The organism is Rhodococcus sp. P4_C10 (assembly GCF_056402135.1).
This window is the reverse complement of the sequence record NZ_JBFUHZ010000006.1, coordinates 1-17595: the sequence shown is the minus strand read 5'-3', so window position 1 is coordinate 17595 and position 17595 is coordinate 1. Positions and strand designations below refer to the sequence as shown.

The following is a 17595-nucleotide window of genomic DNA, read 5'->3' as shown; positions in this document are numbered from 1 at the left end:
ATGTGCGATCCGGCTCGGCGGTGGGATCCTGCCTCGACATTGAACTTACTCCAGAGTAAGTTCAATGTCGACACCGCACCCGGACGCCGGGTGCCCGATCGACGAAGAAGGTGGACCGTGGCAGCCAGCAAGGGCGCTCCCGATCTCTACTCCCAGTTCCTCTCGTCCGCGCCGGGCGCGTTCATCGCCAAGCAGACCGGGCTCCCGCAGCCCGAGAAGCTGCGCCGGTACCGGGCGGGCGAGCCTGCACTGGCCGGCCCGCTGCTGATCGGCGGCAACGGCAGGCTCGTCGAGCCGGTGCGAGAACTGCTCTCCGACTACACGTTCAGCCAGCCGCACGACGACCGCAACGGCGCGCTGGTGTTCGACGCCACCGGCATCAGCCAGGTCACCGAACTCGAACAGCTCTACGAGTTCTTCGCCCCGCAGATGCGCAAGCTCGCCTCGTGCGCCCGCATCGTCGTCCTCGGCACCACCCCCGAGCAGGCCGGCGGCGTCGACGCCCAGATCGCCCAGCGGGCACTCGAGGGCTTCACCCGCAGCGTCGGCAAGGAACTCCGGCGCGGCGGGACGGCCCAGTTGGTCTACGTCTCCCCCGACGCCGCGACAGGCCTGAGCGGGCTCGAGTCCACCCTGCGCTTCCTGCTGTCGGCGAAGTCGGCATTCGTCTCCGGCCAGGTCATCCGGGTCGGCGCCGCCGACTCCGCCGCTCCGGCCTCGTGGGACCGTCCGCTCGAGGGCAAGGTCGCCGTGGTCACCGGCGCCGCCCGCGGCATCGGTGCCACCATCGCCGAGGTGCTCGCCCGCGACGGCGCGCACGTGGTGTGCGCGGACATCCCGGCCGCCGGCGAGTCGCTGTCGGAGACCGCGAACAAGGTCGGTGGCACCGCCCTCGCCCTGGACGTCACTGCGGCCGACGCCGCCGAACGACTGGCCGCGCACCTGCTCGAGCGGCACGGCGGCGCCGACATCATCGTGCACAACGCCGGCATCACCCGCGACAAGCTGCTCGCCAACATGGACGAGAGCCGCTGGGACCTGGTCATGAACGTCAACCTGCTTGCCCCGCAGAAGATCACCGAGCACCTCGTGGCCAAGGGCGCACTGAAGAAGGGCGGCCGGGTGGTGGACGTGTCCTCCATCGCGGGCATCGCCGGCAACCGCGGGCAGACCAACTACGGCACCTCCAAGGCGGGCGTCATCGGCCTGGTGCAGGCCACCGCCCCGGTGCTGGCCGAGCAGGACATCACCATCAACGCGGTCGCCCCCGGGTTCATCGAGACCGCGATGACCGCGGCCATCCCGTTCGCCACCCGCGAGGCCGGCCGCCGGATGTCCTCGCTGCTGCAGGGCGGGCAGACCGTCGACGTCGCCGAGACCGTCGCGTACTTCGCCAGCCCCGCGTCCAACGCCGTCACCGGGCAGGTCGTCCGGGTGTGCGGCCAGTCGTTGCTGGGCGCCTGATGACCGCGAAGGTGGTGCGGCTGCGCGAGCGGCCCGGCACCCTGGACGTCTACGCCCGGGCCGCGCTGGGCGCGCTCCCGCTGCGCCGCTCGGGCGGCCGCCGGAGCCTGCCCAAGCAGGCCCTCGCCCTCGCGGGCCTGCGGGTGGACCCCGACAACCTGGCCGCCTACGCCCGCGCCTGCGGCCTGCGCTTCGGCGACGCCCTGCCCGTCACGTACCCGTTCACGCTGGTGTTCCCGCTGGCGATGAAGCTGATGGTCTCGAACGAGTTCCCGTTCCCGGCAATCGGTTCCGTGCACACGGAGAACGTGATCGAGCGGTTCCGGCCGATCTCGGTGTCCGAGCCGTTGGACCTGTTGGTGCACGCGGAGAACCTGCGCGCGCACCCCAAGGGCACCCAGGTGGACTTCGTCAGCGAGGTCTCGGTGGGCCGAGAACTGGTGTGGCGTCAGGTCAGCACGTTCCTGAAGATGCATCCCACGAATGCGCCGAAGGAGCCGCGGGAGGCGCGCACCGAGGAGGCGCCGCCGCGGCCGATGCGCACGCTGCGGGTGGACCAGTCGACCATCAGCCGCTACGCCGCGGTCTCGGGCGACCGCAACCCGATCCACGTCTCGTCGTTGGGCGCCAAGGCCTTCGGGTTCCCGCGGACCATCGCGCACGGCATGTGGAGCGCGGCGGCGGTGCTCGGCGCGGTCGAGGGACGGATCGCCGACGCGGTCACCTACCGGGTGAAGTTCGGCAAGCCGGTGGTGYTGACGGGTCCCCAGACCCGTCGACCGCGCACGAGCACCGCAGGTGCCTAGTGGTCGCGCTTCTTGCCGGCCAGGCCGCGCCAGGCCAGGTTCTCCAGCAGGTCCGCCGCCGCGGCGACGGCGATCTCGCCGCCGGCCACGCGGTCCGCGACCGCCTCGCCCGCACCCACCAGCGCCACGGCCATGATGCCGAAGTCGGTGCCCTCCTCGGGATCCTTCGTGCTGGACTCGAGCAGCTTCGCGGTGAGCTCGATCAGCCGCTCACGGCTGCCGCGCACCTGACTGGCGAACGCCTGCTGCCCCATCGACTGCCGGTACAGCACCATCCAGGACGACCGGTTCGAGTCGACAAAGCCGAGGAACCCCACCAGCGCGGCCCGCAGCTGCTCGCGGGGCGTCAGGTGCGGGTCGGCGGCCGGGGTGATCGCCTCGACGAAGCGCACGCCCTCGCGCTGGATGCACGCCGTGAACAGCTCGTCCTTGGACCCGTAGTACAGGTACAGCATCGGCTTCGATATCTGCGCGGTCGCGGCGATCGCGTCCATCGACGTGTCATGAAATCCGTTGGCTGAGAACACTTCGACGGCCGCGTCGAGCATCTGCTGCTCGCGTACCGCCCGTGGGAGCCGCTTCGTGCCGCCAGCCATGTGTCCTCCAGAGTCGGGGCCCACTGGATGCGGGTACCCCGAGATCGATCTTACTCTAGAGTAAGAATGAGCGTCTGCCGTGGAACATTGTCCCTGACCCGCGGAAACCGTCCGACACCGCCCTCGCCGGTCAGCAGCTGAGCACGCCCTTCGCCCGGGCGACCCGGAGCACCGACGCGTCCACCTGCGCGGCACTGAGTTGGCCCGACGCCATCAGCTGCTGCAGGTGGTCGAGCACCTGCGGCACCTCGGCGGTGGTCAGCCACAACGCCACGTCCGCGCCCGCCGTCAGCGCCGCCCCGACCGCCTGCGGGACGTCCATCCGCGCGGTGATCGCCTTCATCCCGCTGAGGTCGTCGGTGAAGATCGGCCCGTCGAACGGCGGCGCCCCGTAGCCGGTCCCGGTCCGCAGCAGGTTCATTGCCGCCGGGCTGATGCTCGCCGGCACGCCGGGATCGGTCAGCCCCGGCACGTCCAGGTGCCCGACCATCACGCCGACGCCGGTGGTCACCAGCGTCCGGTACGGCACCAGGTCGCTGGTCTGAAGCTGGTCCAGCGGCGGCGTCGTCACCGCGCCGGTGTGCGAGTCGCCGGACGCGGAGCCGTGGCCCGGGAAGTGCTTGATCACCGGGAGCACACCGGCGTCGCGCAGGCCGCGGGCGTACTCGCCGGCGTACTCCGTGACCACGGCCGGGTCGTCGCTGAACGACCGGTCCCCGATCACCGAGTCCGCGGGCTGGGAGCTCACGTCCACCACCGGCGCGTAGTCGACGGTGATGCCGAGGTCGCGCAGGCCCCGGCCCCGGGCGAGGGCCAACCGGTAGGTCTGCTCCGGCGTCATGGTCTCCGCCACCGTCCGCGGCGCGGGATCCTCGCCGAGCAGGTCCGCGACGCGGGACACCCGGCCGCCCTCCTCGTCGATGGTCACCATCAGCGGCACCTCGGCGGCCGCCTGCACCTTGGGCACCTGCCGATCCCGCAGCATCGACTCGTCGGTCCAGCTGCCCACGAAGATGCCGCCGACCTGCTCGCGCCGCACCACGTCGATCGCGTCCGCGGTGGACGCCACGCCGACGTTGAGCAGCTGCGCCAGCTTGTGCCGCTCCGACATCCGGTCGAGGAAGTCGGCGCCGCACACGGCCGGCAGGTTCTGGTCCCGGGCCCCGGTGACCGGGTCCGACCCCGGCGCCGCGGGGGCGGGTTCGACCCTTGTGGACGTCACGGTCGCGGTGTTCTCGGTGGCCGTGTTCTCGGTGGCGGGGGAGCCACATGCGGCGAGCAGGCCCAGACCGAGGAACAGGGCGACGACACGGGGCAACCGGGTGGACTTCACGACGTCGAGCCTAGGTCAGATCGAGGCCCCGGGACACCGGCCAGCAGGTAGCCTGGCGGGTAGATCGCCCCCGGAACGAGGAGGTCTCGATGCCCGCCGATCTGATTCTCATCGCCTACGACGGATCCGACAACGCCAAGCGCGCCATCGAGTACGCGGGCCGTTTTCTCAGCGCACGGCGCGCGGTCGTGGTCACCGCCTGGGAACCGATGGTCCGCCAGGCCGCCCGGATGTCCGGGCTCTCGGGCGTCATGCAACCGGAGTGGGTGCCGGACGAGGACAGCGAGGACATCGCCCTCACCGACGCGAAGACCACCAACGCGGAGGGACTCGACCTGGCCTTCGCCGCGGGACTCAACGCGGAGGGCCGCTGCGCGGAGTGCACCGCCACCATCTGGACCACCATCGTCGAGACCGCCGACGACCTGAACGCCGACATCGTCGTCACCGGCACCCGCGGCACCACCGGGCTGCGGTCGCTGCTGCAGTCCTCGGTCGCCGACCACGTGCTGCGGCACAGCCACCGGCCGGTGCTGATCGTGCCGCCCGGCAAGTAGCCGCCTGAGCCCGGGACCGGGCGCGCCGACTATCGTCGGGAACCGACATGAACGGTTTCCTGCTCTCGCGCGCCAACCGGACCCTGCGCACCTCCGGCAGCCGGGACCAGTACCGCGGAATCGACGCCGCCGCCGAGGCTCTCGCCCGACGCACGGTGCCGTTGGTGGTCGGCGCGCTGCCGTTCGACCCCGCCGGGCCCGCCGCCCTCACCGCCCCCGAGACCGCGCACCGCAGCGCCGGTCCGTGGCGGCCCGACTCGCTGCCCGCGCTGCCCGCGGTCCGGATCACCGGCGAACTGCCCACCCCCGACGAGCACCGCGCCCGGGTGGCGCGGCTGGTGGCGCGGCTGCGCGCCGGCGAACTCGACAAGGTGGTCGCGGCGCGGTCGGTGGTCGTCGAGGCGTCGGAACCGGTGCGACCGTGGTCGCTGCTGGCCCGGCTGGTCGCGCAGGACCCCGTCGGCAACGGCTTCGGGGTGGACCTGAGCCCCGCCGGCGGCGAGTACGTCGGCCGCGCCCTCGTCGGCGCCAGCCCCGAACTGCTGCTGCGGCGCACCGGCCGGGAGGTGGGGTGCTTCCCGCTGGCCGGCACCGCCCCACGGCACGCCGACCCCGCCTCCGACCGCGCCGAGGGCGACCGGCTGCTGGCCTCCGGCAAGAACCGCGCCGAACACGCCTTCGTCACCGACTGGATCCGCGACGCGCTGGCGCCGGTGTGCACCGAACTGACCGTGCCCGACGCCCCGCGGCTGGTCAGCACCCGGCAGGTGTGGCACCTGGCCACCCCGATCAGCGGCGTGCTGCGCGAGCCCGCGCCGACCGCGCTGGAGCTGGCCCGGCTGCTGCACCCCACCCCGGCTGTCGGCGGCACCCCGTTCGCCGCCGCGCTCGCCGCCATCCGCGAGACCGAGGAACCCCGCGGCTTCTACGGCGGCGCGGTCGGCTGGTGCGACGCCGACGGCGACGGCGAGTGGGTGGTCGCGATCCGGTGCGCCGAGGTGGACGCCGACGGACTGCGGCTGCGCGCCTGGGCCGGCGGCGGCATCGTCGCCGAGTCGGACCCCGACGCCGAGCTCGCGGAGACCTCCACCAAGCTGGGCACCCTGCTCGGCGCGCTGGGCGTGGCCGGAACCTCCTGACCCGGGACCCCCGACCCGGGCCCCGGCGCCGATCCGGGCCGCCCGGCGACACCCCCGTTCGCCGGTCCCGCACCTCGTCGTCGTCTCGACGTAGCGTCGTTGCTCGTGTTGACCAAGCCACCGGGAACACCCGCCGAGGCGCCTGTCGTCGGCTGGCCGCTGGTGGCCGCCGCCGCGGTCGCCGCGGTGGGGGTGCTGGTCTTCCACGTGGTCGCGGTGCCGCTGGACAACCCGTTCTACGGACTGTTCAGGAACTACGCGGACCTGGCGATCTACCGCGCGGGCGGCGGCGCCGTCGTGCAGCGCACCGGTGTCTACGACGGCCCGGTCCTGTTCGGGATGCAGTTCACCTACACGCCGTTCGCCGCGATCGTGTTCGCGCCGCTCGCGCTGATCACCCAGTCCGCCGCGAACGTCCTGTGGTGGTCGGCGACGTTCCTCGCGCTGGCCGCGACCGTCGCACTGAGTTTCAAGAGCCTCGGCTACCGGCTCGACCGCCGGGTGCGGCTGCTCAGTGTGCTGCTCGCGGTGGCCGCCACCGCGCTCGAACCCGTCCGCACGACCGTCTGGCTCGGCCAGGTCAACGTCTTCCTGATGCTGCTGGTGCTGTGGGACCTGACCCGGCCGGCCGGGTCCCGCCTCAAGGGCGTCGGTGTCGGCGTCGCCACCGGCATCAAGCTCACCCCAGGCTTCTTCCTGGTCTACCTCGCCGTCACCCGGCAGTGGCGCAGCTGCGTGACCGCGGTCGGCGCCCTCGCCGCCACCGTCGCGGTCGGGTTCGCGGTGATCCCCGGCGACGCCTGGTCGTACTGGACCGGCCAGTTCCGCAGTACCGAACGGGTGGGCCCGGTGGACGCGCCGAGCAACCAGTCCGTCAACGGGGCGCTGGGGCAGCTGCTCCGCTTCTACGACGTCGCCCGGTACTCGAACCCGGACAACGCCGGGGTGTTCGAGCCGCCGACCTGGATGTGGCTCCTGTTCGCGGTGCCCGCCGTGGTCCTGGGTGTCGCCGCCGCGCGGGTCGCGCACCGTCGCGGGCACGAACTGCTCGCCGTCGTGCTGACCGGGATGACGGCGGCCACCGTCTCCCCGTTCTCGTGGGGACACCACTGGGTGTGGTTCGTGCCGCTGTTCGTGCTGGCCCTGCACTTCGCGCTCACCTCCGCGGCGCCGTTGCGGTGGCTGGTGCCGATCGCGGCGGCCCTCCCCGCGCTGACCTGGTGGCACGACTACCCCGAACGCGCCGGCCTGCACGGCGCCGAGCACCCGATCGGCATCGGGCTGTTCATGATGCCGTTCGACCCAGACCGGTGGTGGGCGCACGTCCTGGCACCGGTCTACGCGGGCTGCTACCCGCTGGCGTTCGCCGTCGTCGCGGCCGCGACCCTGCTGGTCCGATCCCGCGGCGCCGTCGACGACTTCCCGCTGCCGGCCGCCGTCGCCGGCGCGGGCCCCGGCGACAATGCCCTGGAAGGCACGGCGCCGGAGCCGATCCGGCCGACGCAACGGGCCGACGAGGGGGAAGCGGACCCGACACCGGCGGCCCGGGTGATACCTTGACGCGACACGTTGTCCAGGCAGCAGTAAATGGGAGATCCGAGATGAAGTTCCTTGTCCCCGGTGTGGCAAGTGCAGTGGTCGGCGCGATCCTCGGCTTCGGCGCCGTGTTCGGCATTACCGCGGCCGCCTCGGACAACACCCGTCCGGACGTCGACACCAGCGGCAACAACACGTCCTCCCTGCTGAACCAGGTCGAGTACGGCAGCCGCTAACCGCTCCACGACAATCCCGGTTACCCGCACCACCGAAGTCTCGACGTCCGAGGCGCCGAACACCGAACCCCTCTCGAGGCGGTGGTTGTTCGGCGCCTCCGTCGTGGCACTGGTGCTCGTCTTCATCCAGTCCCCCGGACTGCTCGTCGCCGACACCAAGTACGACCTCACCGCGAACCCGATCGGGTTCCTCGCCCGCGCCTCCCACCTGTGGAGCAGCCAGGCACCGCTAGGCCAGGTGCAGAACCAGGCGTACGGCTACTTCTTCCCGCACGGCGCGTTCTTCGCACTCGGCCAGCTCGCGCACGTTCCGCCGTGGATCACCCAACGGCTGTGGTGGGCGTTGCTGCTGGTCGCCGGCTTCTGGGGCGTCGTGCGGGTCGCCGAGGCGCTCGGCGTCGGCAGCCGTAGCTCCCGGATCGTCGCCGCGGTCGCGTTCGCCTTCGCGCCCCGCGTCCTGACCACCCTCGGCTCGATCTCCTCCGAGTCGCTGCCGATGATGCTGGCCCCGTGGGTGCTGCTCCCGGTGATCCTGGCGACTACGTCGCCTGTGCGCCTGTCCGGTAGTCAGCACGACCAGAAAGGCGCACAGGCGCGGAGCGCCTCGATGCCGCGACTGGCCGCGCAGTCCGCGCTGGCCGTCGCGCTGATGGGCGCGGTCAACGCCGTCGCCACCGCCGCCGCCTGCCTGGTCGCCGCCCTGTGGTGGGTGGCGCACCGGCCGAACCGCCGCTGGTGGCGTTTCACCGTGTGGTGGCTGCCGCTGTGCGTCGTCGCCGTCGCCTGGTGGATGGTGCCGCTGCTGCTGCTCGGCCGGGTCAGCCCGCCGTTCCTGGACTACATCGAGTCGTCGGGCGTCACCACCCAGTGGACCAGCCTCGCCGAGGTGCTGCGCGGCACCGACAGCTGGACGCCGTTCGTCTCCCCCGAGCGCATCGGCGGCGCGGTGCTGGTCACCCAGCCGGCCGCGGTGGTCGCGACCGGGCTCATCGCGGCCGCCGGGATGGCCGGGCTGGCGATGCGGGCGATGCCGGCGCGGGGCCGGCTGACGCTGATCCTGTTCGTCGGGCTGGCCGGTCTGGCGGCCGGCTACGTCGGCGAACTCGGGTCCCCGGTCGCGGACACCGTCCGGCAGTTCCTCGACTCCGGCGGCGCCCCGCTGCGCAACGTGCACAAACTCGAACCGCTGGTCCGGCTGCCTCTGGTGCTGGGCCTGGCGCACCTGCTGGCGAAGGTCCCGCTGCCCGGGTCCGTGCCGGGGCCGCGTTGGCGCAGCGCCTTCGCGCACCCCGAGCGGGAGCCGATGGTCGCGGTGACCAGCCTGCTCCTGGTCGCCCTCACCCTCGCCACCTCCGTGGCCTGGACCGGCCGGATCGCCCCGCGCGGCGCCTACCCGGAGGTGCCCGGCTACTGGCAGGAGGCCGCGGACTGGCTCGACGAGCACGCGGGCGGCGACTCCCCCGACCGTTCGGAGGCGCAGCGCGCGCTGCTGGTGCCCGGCGCCCCGTTCGCCAGCCAGGTGTGGGGCCTGACCCGCGACGAGCCGCTGCAGGCGCTGGCCAGCACCCCGTGGGCGGTCCGCGACGTGGTGCCGCTGGTGCCGCCCGGCGCGATCCGTGCCCTCGACTCCGTGCAGCGGCTGATCGCCGACGGCAGCCCCTCCGACGGGTTGGCCCCGACGCTGCTCGGGCAGGGCATCAGCTACCTGGTGGTGCGCAACGACCTCGATCCCGACACCTCCCGCTCCACCCGCCCGCTGCTGGTCCACCAGGCGGTCGAGGGTTCGCCCGGGCTGACCAAGGTCGCGGAGTTCGGCGAGGACGTCGGCCCCGGGCACGTGGACGGCTTCGTCTCCGACGGGGACCTGCGGCCGCGGTACCCGGCGATCGAGATCTTCCGGGTCGAGGACCCAGCCCGGCCCGACCCCGTCGCGGCCGGTCCGTACACCGTGGACCTGGCCTCGGTGCCGGTCCTGCAGGGCGGCCCGGAGTCGTTGCTGCGGCTCAACTCCCGGCCCCCCGACGGCGACACGGCCGTCGCGGGGCCGACCGCCGCGCCCGTGCTGCTGGCCGCCGACGCGGCCCGTGCGGGACTGCCCGTCGAGACGGTCACGGTCACCGACACCCCGACCGACCGGGAGACCGACTTCGGCGAGGTGGACAACCACAGCTCCGCGCTGCGCGCCCCGGACGACCCGCGCCGCACCCACAACCGGGTGCCCGACTACGCGGTGGAAGGCGCGCCCCTGGTCACCGGCCAGTGGGACGGCGCCACGATCACCGTCTCGAGTTCGGCGTCGGACGCCACCCAGCTCGGCGGTACCGCACCCGGCGCGGGGCCGGCCGCCACCGTGGACGGCGACGAGTCCACCGGCTGGTTCAGCAACGGACTCGAAAGCGCTCTCGGGCAGTGGCTTCGGGTGGACCTCGACGCCCCCATCACCCGCGGGCTGCTGCACCTGCGCACCAGCGCCGCCGCGCTCGGCACCCCCGTGAAGTTGATCGAGGTCACCACCCCGAACGGCAGCACCATGGTGCGGGTGACCGAACCCGGGGCGCAGCTGACGGTCTCACTGCCGCCGGGGCCCACGCCGTGGCTGAAGGTGACCGCCGTCAGGACCGAGGACGGCTCGGCGGGAATGCAGTTCGGGATCAGCGAGCTGGGCGTGGACGACTACTCGGACTCGGACCACGCCGTGCCGGTGCCGATCCGGCACCGCACCGTGCTGCCCCCGACCCCCGCCGGTGCGGCCGTGTCCGGCTGGGACCTGGGACAGGAACTCCCGGGCCACACCGGCTGCGTGGACGCCGCGGACCGGGTGCGCTGCCAGGCCGGCCTGGCACTGCACCCCGAGGAGCCCGGGGTGTTCGACCGGACCCTGTCGGTGCCCCACGACACCGCCGTCGCGCCGCGACTGCTGGTGCGGTCCCGGCAGGGCGCGGCGCTCGACGCGCTGCTCGCCGACCCCGACCGGGCACTCGCGGTGGGCAAGGCCGCGATCGGCGACGCCCGCGGCGCCGCCTCCGCCGCCGTCGACGGCGACCCCCGCACCACCTGGATCGCCCCGTCCGAGAGCGCCCGCGGCCGGGGCGCGAAACCGACTCTGACGCTGACGCTTCCGGAGCCCACCCTGGTCACCGGCCTGGACCTGACGGCGAGCCTCGGCACGCTGCCCGCCGCGCCGACCTCGGTCGCGGTGGACCTCGGCACCGGACCGCAGGTGCGAGAAGTCAACGACGGCAAGGTCATTCGACTCGAACCAGCCGTCACCGACCGAATCGAGCTGAGCATCGTCGGCTGGGAGGACCTGCTGGACCGGACGGCCTTCGGGTTCGCCCAGCAGCAGCCGACCGGACTCGCCGAGGTCGGGGTGCTCACCACGGGCGACCGCCTGGTCGCCGGCACGGGCGACGACCCGTGGTCGGCGACCGAGCGCACCGTCACCGTCGGCTGCGACGACGGGCCGGCCGTCTCGTTCGCCGGTCACGTGCTGCGGACCTCCGTCACCGCGACCGTCGGCCAGTTGCGTTCCGGCGCACCGGTGCCCGCGACCGTCTGCTCGGTCGAGGGGCCCGACGGCGCCGTCACCGCCGACCAGGACTCCCTCTCGGGCGGCGTCGGCGTCTCGGTCCCGCTGACGGCAGGACGGCAGGACGTGGTGGTGGTGCCCGGTCCGGCGTTCTCGGTGGACGCCCTGGCGCTCACCGCGACGGGCGGCGCCGCGGCCCCGGCCGTGCCCGCCGCCCTGCCCGCCACCCGGGTGCCCACCGACGGCTGGTCCGCCGACCGCCGCGACCTGCGCGTCGACCCGGCCGCCGCCGACCGGCTGCTGGTGGTCCCGGAGTCGCACAACGTCGGCTGGGTCGCCGCCGCGGCCGACGGCACCGAGCTCGCCCCGGTGGTGGTCGACGGCTGGCAGCAGGGCTGGATCCTGCCCGCCGGCACCGACGGCGCCGTCACCCTGACCTACCCCACCGACCGCTGGTACCGGCTCGGCATCGGGGTGGGACTGCTCGCCCTGATCCCGCTGCTGGCGCTCGCGGTGTGGCCGCGCCGTCGTCCGCGCACGGAGGACGGCCTCGGCCCGGCCCCCCGCACCTGGCGCAGCGTCACCGTCGGCTACCTCGGGGTGCTGGCGCTGGCCACCCTCGTCGCAGGCCCGGTCGGCACGCTGGTCGCGGCGGCGGTGACCGCGCTCGCGGTGACGGTCGGGGTGCGACGCTCGCCCGCGACGGCCGCCCGCGTCCTGGTGGGCATCGCCGGCGCCGGCACCGCGCTCAGCGCCGTGCTGCTCTCCACCGGGCCCTGGCGGTCCCCGACCGGGTACGTCGGGCACTCGGCCCTGGTTCAGCTGGCGGCGCTGGTCTCGGTGGTCGCGGTGGGCCTGGCGGTGCTGCCGATCTCGGCGCGGGCGGCCCGGGCGGCCCGGCGCCGGCTCTACCAGCCGGCGAGCGCACGCCGCACCGGCTCCTCCACCAGCGCGTAGCTGGCCGACGCGACCGCCAGGCTCAGCACCAGCGTCAGCACCAGCACGAACACGAAGCTGCCGCTGAACGGCGCGATGCCGAACACGGGGAACACGATCGAGAGCACCGCGAGGTGCCAGACGAACAGTCCGTAGGACCAGCGGCCGACGGCCAGCGCGGTCGGGCCGGCCAGCCAACGGTGTTCGCGGGATCCGTCGAGGACGAGCGGCGCGAGCAACGCGAAGCCCAGCACCGCGCCGAGCGCGATCTTGGTCGCGTACTGCCAGGGCGCCGCGCGGGTGAGACCCTCCGGGCCGGCCAGTTCCGTGCAGGCCAGCCCGAAGGCGAGCACCGCGACCGTCGCCATCAGGCCGCGTCGGCGCGCCAGCCGGTGCACCGGCGAGTCCGGCAGCATCACCAGCTCGGCCAGCACCATGCCCGCGCCGAACCACGGCAGGTACCCGGGCAGCCAGTTGTCGGCGTGGATGCCGTCCGGTGTCGGGATCGGCAGAAACCCCCACGCCAGGCTGAGCGCGGCGACACCGAGCAGCACCGGGACCCGCAGCCGGGCGGACGGCCCGCGCAGCCGCACCATCGCCCACGCGAACAGCGGCAGCAACAGGTAGAAGGCCACCTCCACCGACAGGCTCCACATCTGGGTGAGTCCGTCGGTGAGGGTGAGGGGGACGAACACCTGCAGCAACGCGAGGTTCGCCGCCCACACCGTCCCGCCGCCGCCCGCGCCCGGCAGGAACAGCAGCACCACGCACACCACCAGCCAGTACACCGGCAGGATCCGGGCCGCGCGGTGCAGCAGGTAGCGGCCGGTTCCCGGCGCGGCACCGAGTCCGCGGGCCGCGGCGGCGTGCGGGCGCCAGAGCAGGAATCCGGACAGCGCGAAGAACACCGCCACCGCCAGGTCGAAACGGCCCCACACCCGGCCCAGGACGGGTGTCGACGTGGCCCCGGTCTGGAAGGCGACGTGGGTGACGACGACCGCGGCCGCGGCCAGTCCGCGCATGCCGTCGAGCGCGGGAACGAAGCCCCGGGAGGTCGAGGTGGGGCGCTGCGCGAGTGCTGCCTGGGTAGCCATTTGGCGTCCAGTCTGCCCCGGACCGGCGGCGCACACGCGCACGGGCGCGTCTTACGGTGCCCAAAATAGAGCGTGCCAGCTCAATCCGGGGCTGGACACTGTTACTGTCTGGCTCACCGAGTGTCCCAGTGCGGACACTCTTCGCTCGGCGTGGCCTGCGGGCCCCGCCTCGGGGACGTGGCAACGAAGGACTAAGGAGAATCGGTATGGCGGAACGCTCAGGGCCGAGCAGGACACTCGCCTGCATCTTGGTGGGGCTCGGCGCATTCCTACTGGCGGCCGCTCTGCTGATCCCGACCTACACCGTGGGCCAGCTCAAGAAGACCCCGTTGGACCTCGAGGTCACCACGATCGCCGAGGGCAAGGGCGACGTGCTCGACGCGAAGGCCCTGGCCGCGGGCAAGGCCGTCGTCGACACGGGCGTGCCGATCGTCGCGCAGCGCTACGTCACCGTCGTCGACCCGTCGAACGCGGACGAGATCACCGTCCAGGCCGGTCAGACGGTGCGACGCACCGACAAGAAGGGCGACACCGGCCTGCTGACCGCGAGCGTGGACACCATCAGCCTCGACCGCGTCAGCTCGATGCCGATCCCGGGTGGCACCAGCACCATCCAGATCGACGCGGACAAGCCCGCCAAGGAGATCCCGGACCGCGCCGGGCTGCAGTACAAGTTCCCGTTCGACGCGGAGCAGAAGGCGTACCCGTACTTCGACCTGAACGCGCGCTCCACCCATGACATCGACTTCGTCGAGGAGACGGAGATCAACGGACTGAAGGTGTACCACTACAACCAGAAGGTCGCCCCCGTCGACCTCTCCAAGGTGGCACCGTCCGCGACCAACAAGCTGAGCCTCCCCGCCGACACCTGGGGCGTCCCGGGCGGCGCGGCACCGGTCACCATGAGCCGCTGGTACACCAACGAGCGCGACGTCTGGGTCGACCCGGTCACCGGCGTCATCGTCAAGGGCCAGGAGCAGCTGTACCAGTACTACGCCCGCGAGGCGAACAACCCCGAGGTGACCGTCCTCAAGGCGACCCTGCCGTTCAACGAGGAGACCATCGAGTACCAGGTCGGACAGGCGAAGGACGGCGCTGACAAGCTGTCGACCTTCGGCCGGACCGTGCCGATCATCGCCGGCATCCTCGGCGCGATCGCGCTGGCCGCCGGCATCTTCCTCGGTATCCGTGGTGGTCGCGGCCCGAAGGACCCGGCCGAGAACGCCGAGACCGGCCCGGTGCCCACCGAGCCCGGCAACGCCGCGGAGCCGACCTACGGCTCGTACGACTCGCAGGACCCCGCGACGGAGATGATTCCCCGTCAGGACTGGACCGCGGACGAGACCGAGGTCTTCCCGGCCGTCGACCCGCGCGAGCAGGACCCGCCGACCACCCGGCTGTAATCTCGACGAACCACGCAGAGGGCCCGCACTCGACACCGAGTGCGGGCCTTCCGCGTTCTGCCGCGGGCGTACGTTGGCAATCGGGACGAGGCGGTCGAGACCGGTCGCCCGAGACCCCCGGGACGACGCCGATGCGACCACCCCGACACCACTGCGAGTTCCGCTTCTACGAGGAGCTGAACGACTTCCTGGCGCCCGCGCTGCGCCGGCGGACCTTCCCCCACGCCTTCGACGGCACCCCCTCGGTGAAGGACCGGATCGAGTCGCTGGGCGTCCCGCACACCGAGGTCGACCTGATCCTCGTGGACGGCGTCTCGGTGGGGTTCGGGTACCGGGTGCGCGGCGGCGAGCGGGTAGCGGTGTACCCGGTGTTCGAGCGGTTCGACCTGACCGGCGTCACCCGGTTGCGGCCGCTGCCGCTGCGCGAGCCGCGGTTCGTCGCGGACGTGCACCTGGGTCGGCTGGCCGGCTACCTGCGTCTGCTCGGGTTCGACTGCCGGTACCGCAACGACTTCGGCGACGACGAACTGCTCGAGATCTCGCGGGCCGAGCTGCGTACCGTGCTGACCCGCGACGTCGGACTCCTCGAGCACGCCTGCCTCACGCACGGCGCGTTCGTGCACCAGACCGACCCGCGACGGCAGCTGCGCGAGGTGCTCGACCGCTTCGACCTGTGGTCCCGGATCTCGCCGCTGACCCGGTGCGCGCGCTGCAACAGCCCACTCGAACGGGTGCCCCGCGCGGCCGCACTCGGCCGGGTGCCGGACGCCGTCGCGCGCGAGTACCGCGCGTTCACCCGCTGCCCGGGCTGCGGGCGGCTGTACTGGCCCGGGAGCCACCCGGCGCGGCTGCGGGAGCGGCTCGCCGCGGTCGGGGTGGTGCTGTGATCACCCGCCCTGTTCCCCAATGTCACATTGGGGAACCCACGGGCACCCGATGTGACATTGGGGAACGCAGGAAGGGGTCGGCGATCAGTCGGCGGAGCGCAACGCCGCGACGCTCACGACCGCGGCGGTCAGCGCCGCGGTCACCACGGCGACGGTGATCAGCTGCCGGATGCTCGACACGAACCCCAGGATCAGCCCGATCTCCACCGCCAGCCCCACCCACGCGACCAACGCAATCCGGGTCCGTTCGCGGGCGATCGCGGACAGCAACGCACCCTGCAGCACCGCCAGGCACGCGCCGGCGAGGGCGAACGCCCACAGCAGCCCCTGCACCGGGGCGTAGTCCTGCCCGGCCAGCAGCGGCGCCAGCGGCGCGACCAGAGCGGCCCCGACCACCGTCACGGCCCCGAGCCCCACCAGCACGCCGAGCGCGGACCGCACCGCCCTCGCCGAGTCCGCAGGGTTGGCCATCCTCGGGTACAGCACCACCCCGACCGCGGCGGGCAGCCAGAACGCCGCCTTGGTCGCCACCGCGCCCAGCGCGTACTGCCCGGCCTGCGCCTCGTCCAGCACCACCCGGGTCAGCAGCAGGTCCACCGACGACAACGCGATCAGCGCGAGCTGCACCTGCGAGGCCCGCAGCACCGCCGCGACCCCCACCCCCGCAAGCGGGCGGTCCCCCCGCTCCGCCACTCGCTCGCCGGACGGTGCGGCGGCGCCCCGGCCGGCCACCACCCGTGCCCCGACCGCCACCGTCCCCGTCCCGATTGCCGCGGCGGCCAACGCGGCTCCCGGTCCGCCGCCGAGCGCGAGCACCACCACCGCGGGCACCACCTTCGCCAGGCCCGCCGCGGCCAGCACCACGCTCAACTCCCCGAACCGGCCGCGGCCCTGCAGCAGCCCCTGTTCGGTGGCCAGCAGGACCAGCATCGGCGCGGTGAGCAGGGCGGCGCCGGTCGCGCCGACCCCGGTGTCGAGGACCGCGGCGACCGGGACCACCAGCAGCGCGGCGATCACCGCGACGATCGCCGCGCACCGGGTGCCCAGCCTGCGCAGCGCGTCGTCACTGCCGCCGAGGACCACCTCCCGCGCGACCACGGTCTGCAGGGCCAGGGCCGGCACCGCGAGGACCAGCTGCGCGGCGAGCAGGCTCGCGAACTCGCTGTAGCCGGCGGGCCCGAGCAGCCGGCTGGCGAGCAGGGCCAGCAGGTACGACGCCACGTTCGCGGTCATCGAGCCGACCGTCACCATCGTCATCCCCGCCACCGCGGACGGGGTGGCGAGGCGAGGTGTCATCCGCCCATGATCGCACCCGTTAGGGTGCGGACATGATCGCGCGGCCCGCGGGGCTCCTCCGGGCCCGGTTCGACGCGCGCGACGCCGTGCCCGCGGCGTACAGCCTGGTGCTGGCCGCCCTGGTCCTCGGACCGCTGCTCGGGCCCGGCTACCTGCTGTTACGCGACGCGGTGAGCACCCCCCGGTCGTACCTCACCGACTCCGCGCTGGGCCTGACGGACGCGGCCGCCCGGGCGGTCCCGCAGGACGCGTTGCTCGCGGTGGCGTCGACCGTGGTCGACGGCGGTCTGCTGGTCAAGGCGCTGACCCTGCTGTCGCTGTGGCTGGCCGGCTGGGGCGCCGCCCGGATGGTGTCGGCGCTGTCCCCCGCAAGCGAGGGGTGCCCCCAGCCGACCCTCACGCTGGGGCCGCTGCTGCTGGCGTCGACGGTGACGATCTGGAACCCCTACGTCGCGGAGCGGCTGCTGCAGGGGCACTGGAGCCTGCTCGCCGGGTACGCGGCGCTGCCGTGGACGGTGCTCGCCGCGCTGCGACTGCGCCGGTCCGCCGCGCCGTGGTCGCCGCGGGCCTGGTGCCCGCTGGGCCTGACACTCGCCGCGGCCGGCCTGACACCGACCGGCGCGATCCTCGCGACCACCGTGGCCCTGGTGCTGCTGGCACTGCCCGGCGGCGGCGGCGCCCGGACGCCGCGGCTGCTCACCGCCGCCGCGCTGGCCCTCGTCGCGTCGGCCCCGTGGCTGGTCGCGACCGTCCTGTCCGGGGCCGGGGCGCAGGGCTCGGACC

Annotated in this window: 13 protein-coding genes and 1 pseudogene; 10 read left to right on the top strand and 4 right to left on the bottom strand. The window is 73.4% G+C overall.

Annotated elements, in window-relative coordinates; all coding sequences use genetic code 11:
- Window positions 1–117 precede the first annotated feature (117 nt).
- Together AC1DWC_RS04535 and AC1DWC_RS04530 are read left to right on the top strand one after the other, a co-directional pair.
- A complete protein-coding gene (locus AC1DWC_RS04535) occupies window positions 118–1464 on the top strand; it encodes a 3-oxoacyl-ACP reductase (RefSeq protein WP_477906361.1) in 1347 nt (448 codons plus the stop codon).
- A complete protein-coding gene (locus AC1DWC_RS04530) occupies window positions 1464–2270 on the top strand; it encodes a MaoC/PaaZ C-terminal domain-containing protein (RefSeq protein WP_477906360.1) in 807 nt (268 codons plus the stop codon). Before AC1DWC_RS04535 ends, AC1DWC_RS04530 begins: the two co-directional genes overlap by 1 nt.
- Here the strand turns inward: AC1DWC_RS04530 and AC1DWC_RS04525 are convergent.
- Together AC1DWC_RS04525 and AC1DWC_RS04520 are read right to left on the bottom strand one after the other, a co-directional pair.
- Window positions 2267–2866, bottom strand: coding sequence for a TetR/AcrR family transcriptional regulator (locus AC1DWC_RS04525; RefSeq protein WP_072843320.1), 600 nt, complete (start codon window positions 2864–2866; stop codon window positions 2267–2269). The genes AC1DWC_RS04530 and AC1DWC_RS04525 overlap by 4 nt on opposite strands.
- A gap of 130 nt (window positions 2867–2996) precedes the next feature.
- The gene (locus AC1DWC_RS04520; protein ID WP_477906359.1) at window positions 2997–4199 is read right to left on the bottom strand and encodes a glycoside hydrolase family 3 N-terminal domain-containing protein; all 1203 of its coding nucleotides are present in this window, start codon (window positions 4197–4199) and stop codon (window positions 2997–2999) included.
- Between the two features lie 89 nt (window positions 4200–4288).
- On the opposite strand from AC1DWC_RS04520, the gene AC1DWC_RS04515 reads away from it, so the two are divergent.
- From AC1DWC_RS04515 to AC1DWC_RS04495, 5 genes are all read left to right on the top strand, one after another.
- On the top strand, window positions 4289–4756 hold the full coding sequence (locus AC1DWC_RS04515; RefSeq protein ID WP_477906358.1) for a universal stress protein: 468 nt from the start codon (window positions 4289–4291) through the stop codon (window positions 4754–4756).
- A 47-nt stretch (window positions 4757–4803) separates the two neighbouring features.
- Entirely contained in the window at window positions 4804–5895 is a 1092-nt protein-coding gene (locus AC1DWC_RS04510; RefSeq protein WP_477906357.1) for an isochorismate synthase, read from the top strand.
- Between the two features lie 105 nt (window positions 5896–6000).
- Window positions 6001–7455 carry a glycosyltransferase 87 family protein gene (locus tag AC1DWC_RS04505; RefSeq protein WP_477906356.1) on the top strand — a complete coding sequence of 485 codons (1455 nt, stop codon included), beginning with the start codon at window positions 6001–6003 and terminating at the stop codon, window positions 7453–7455.
- 41 nt (window positions 7456–7496) lie between these two features.
- Entirely contained in the window at window positions 7497–7667 is a 171-nt protein-coding gene (locus AC1DWC_RS04500; protein WP_477837451.1) for a DUF2613 domain-containing protein, read from the top strand.
- A gap of 13 nt (window positions 7668–7680) precedes the next feature.
- The gene (locus tag AC1DWC_RS04495; RefSeq protein WP_477906553.1) at window positions 7681–12153 is read left to right on the top strand and encodes an alpha-(1->3)-arabinofuranosyltransferase domain-containing protein; all 4473 of its coding nucleotides are present in this window, start codon (window positions 7681–7683) and stop codon (window positions 12151–12153) included.
- Here AC1DWC_RS04495 and AC1DWC_RS04490 read toward each other — a convergent pair.
- Window positions 12123–13226, bottom strand: a pseudogene (locus AC1DWC_RS04490) (acyltransferase family protein); the annotation flags it as partial. The gene AC1DWC_RS04495 and the pseudogene AC1DWC_RS04490 overlap by 31 nt on opposite strands.
- A 206-nt stretch (window positions 13227–13432) precedes the next feature.
- Here AC1DWC_RS04490 and pgfA point away from each other — a divergent pair.
- Window positions 13433–14629, top strand: a complete 1197-nt coding sequence (gene pgfA / locus AC1DWC_RS04485) for a cell envelope lipid trafficking protein PgfA (RefSeq protein WP_477906355.1) — start codon at window positions 13433–13435, stop codon at window positions 14627–14629.
- A 131-nt stretch (window positions 14630–14760) separates the two neighbouring features.
- Window positions 14761–15516 (top strand): Mut7-C RNAse domain-containing protein, encoded by a 756-nt coding sequence (locus AC1DWC_RS04480; protein ID WP_477906354.1) that lies wholly within the window; start codon window positions 14761–14763, stop codon window positions 15514–15516.
- Window positions 15517–15600: 84 nt separating this feature from the next.
- Here the strand turns inward: AC1DWC_RS04480 and AC1DWC_RS04475 are convergent, their stop codons facing one another.
- The gene (locus AC1DWC_RS04475; RefSeq protein WP_477906353.1) at window positions 15601–16812 is read right to left on the bottom strand and encodes a polysaccharide biosynthesis protein; all 1212 of its coding nucleotides are present in this window, start codon (window positions 16810–16812) and stop codon (window positions 15601–15603) included.
- Window positions 16813–16844: 32 nt separating this feature from the next.
- On the opposite strand from AC1DWC_RS04475, the gene AC1DWC_RS04470 reads away from it, so the two are divergent.
- On the top strand, window positions 16845–17595 hold a 751-nt coding region (locus tag AC1DWC_RS04470; protein ID WP_477906352.1), incomplete at its 3' end, for an MmpA family trehalose lipid delivery protein.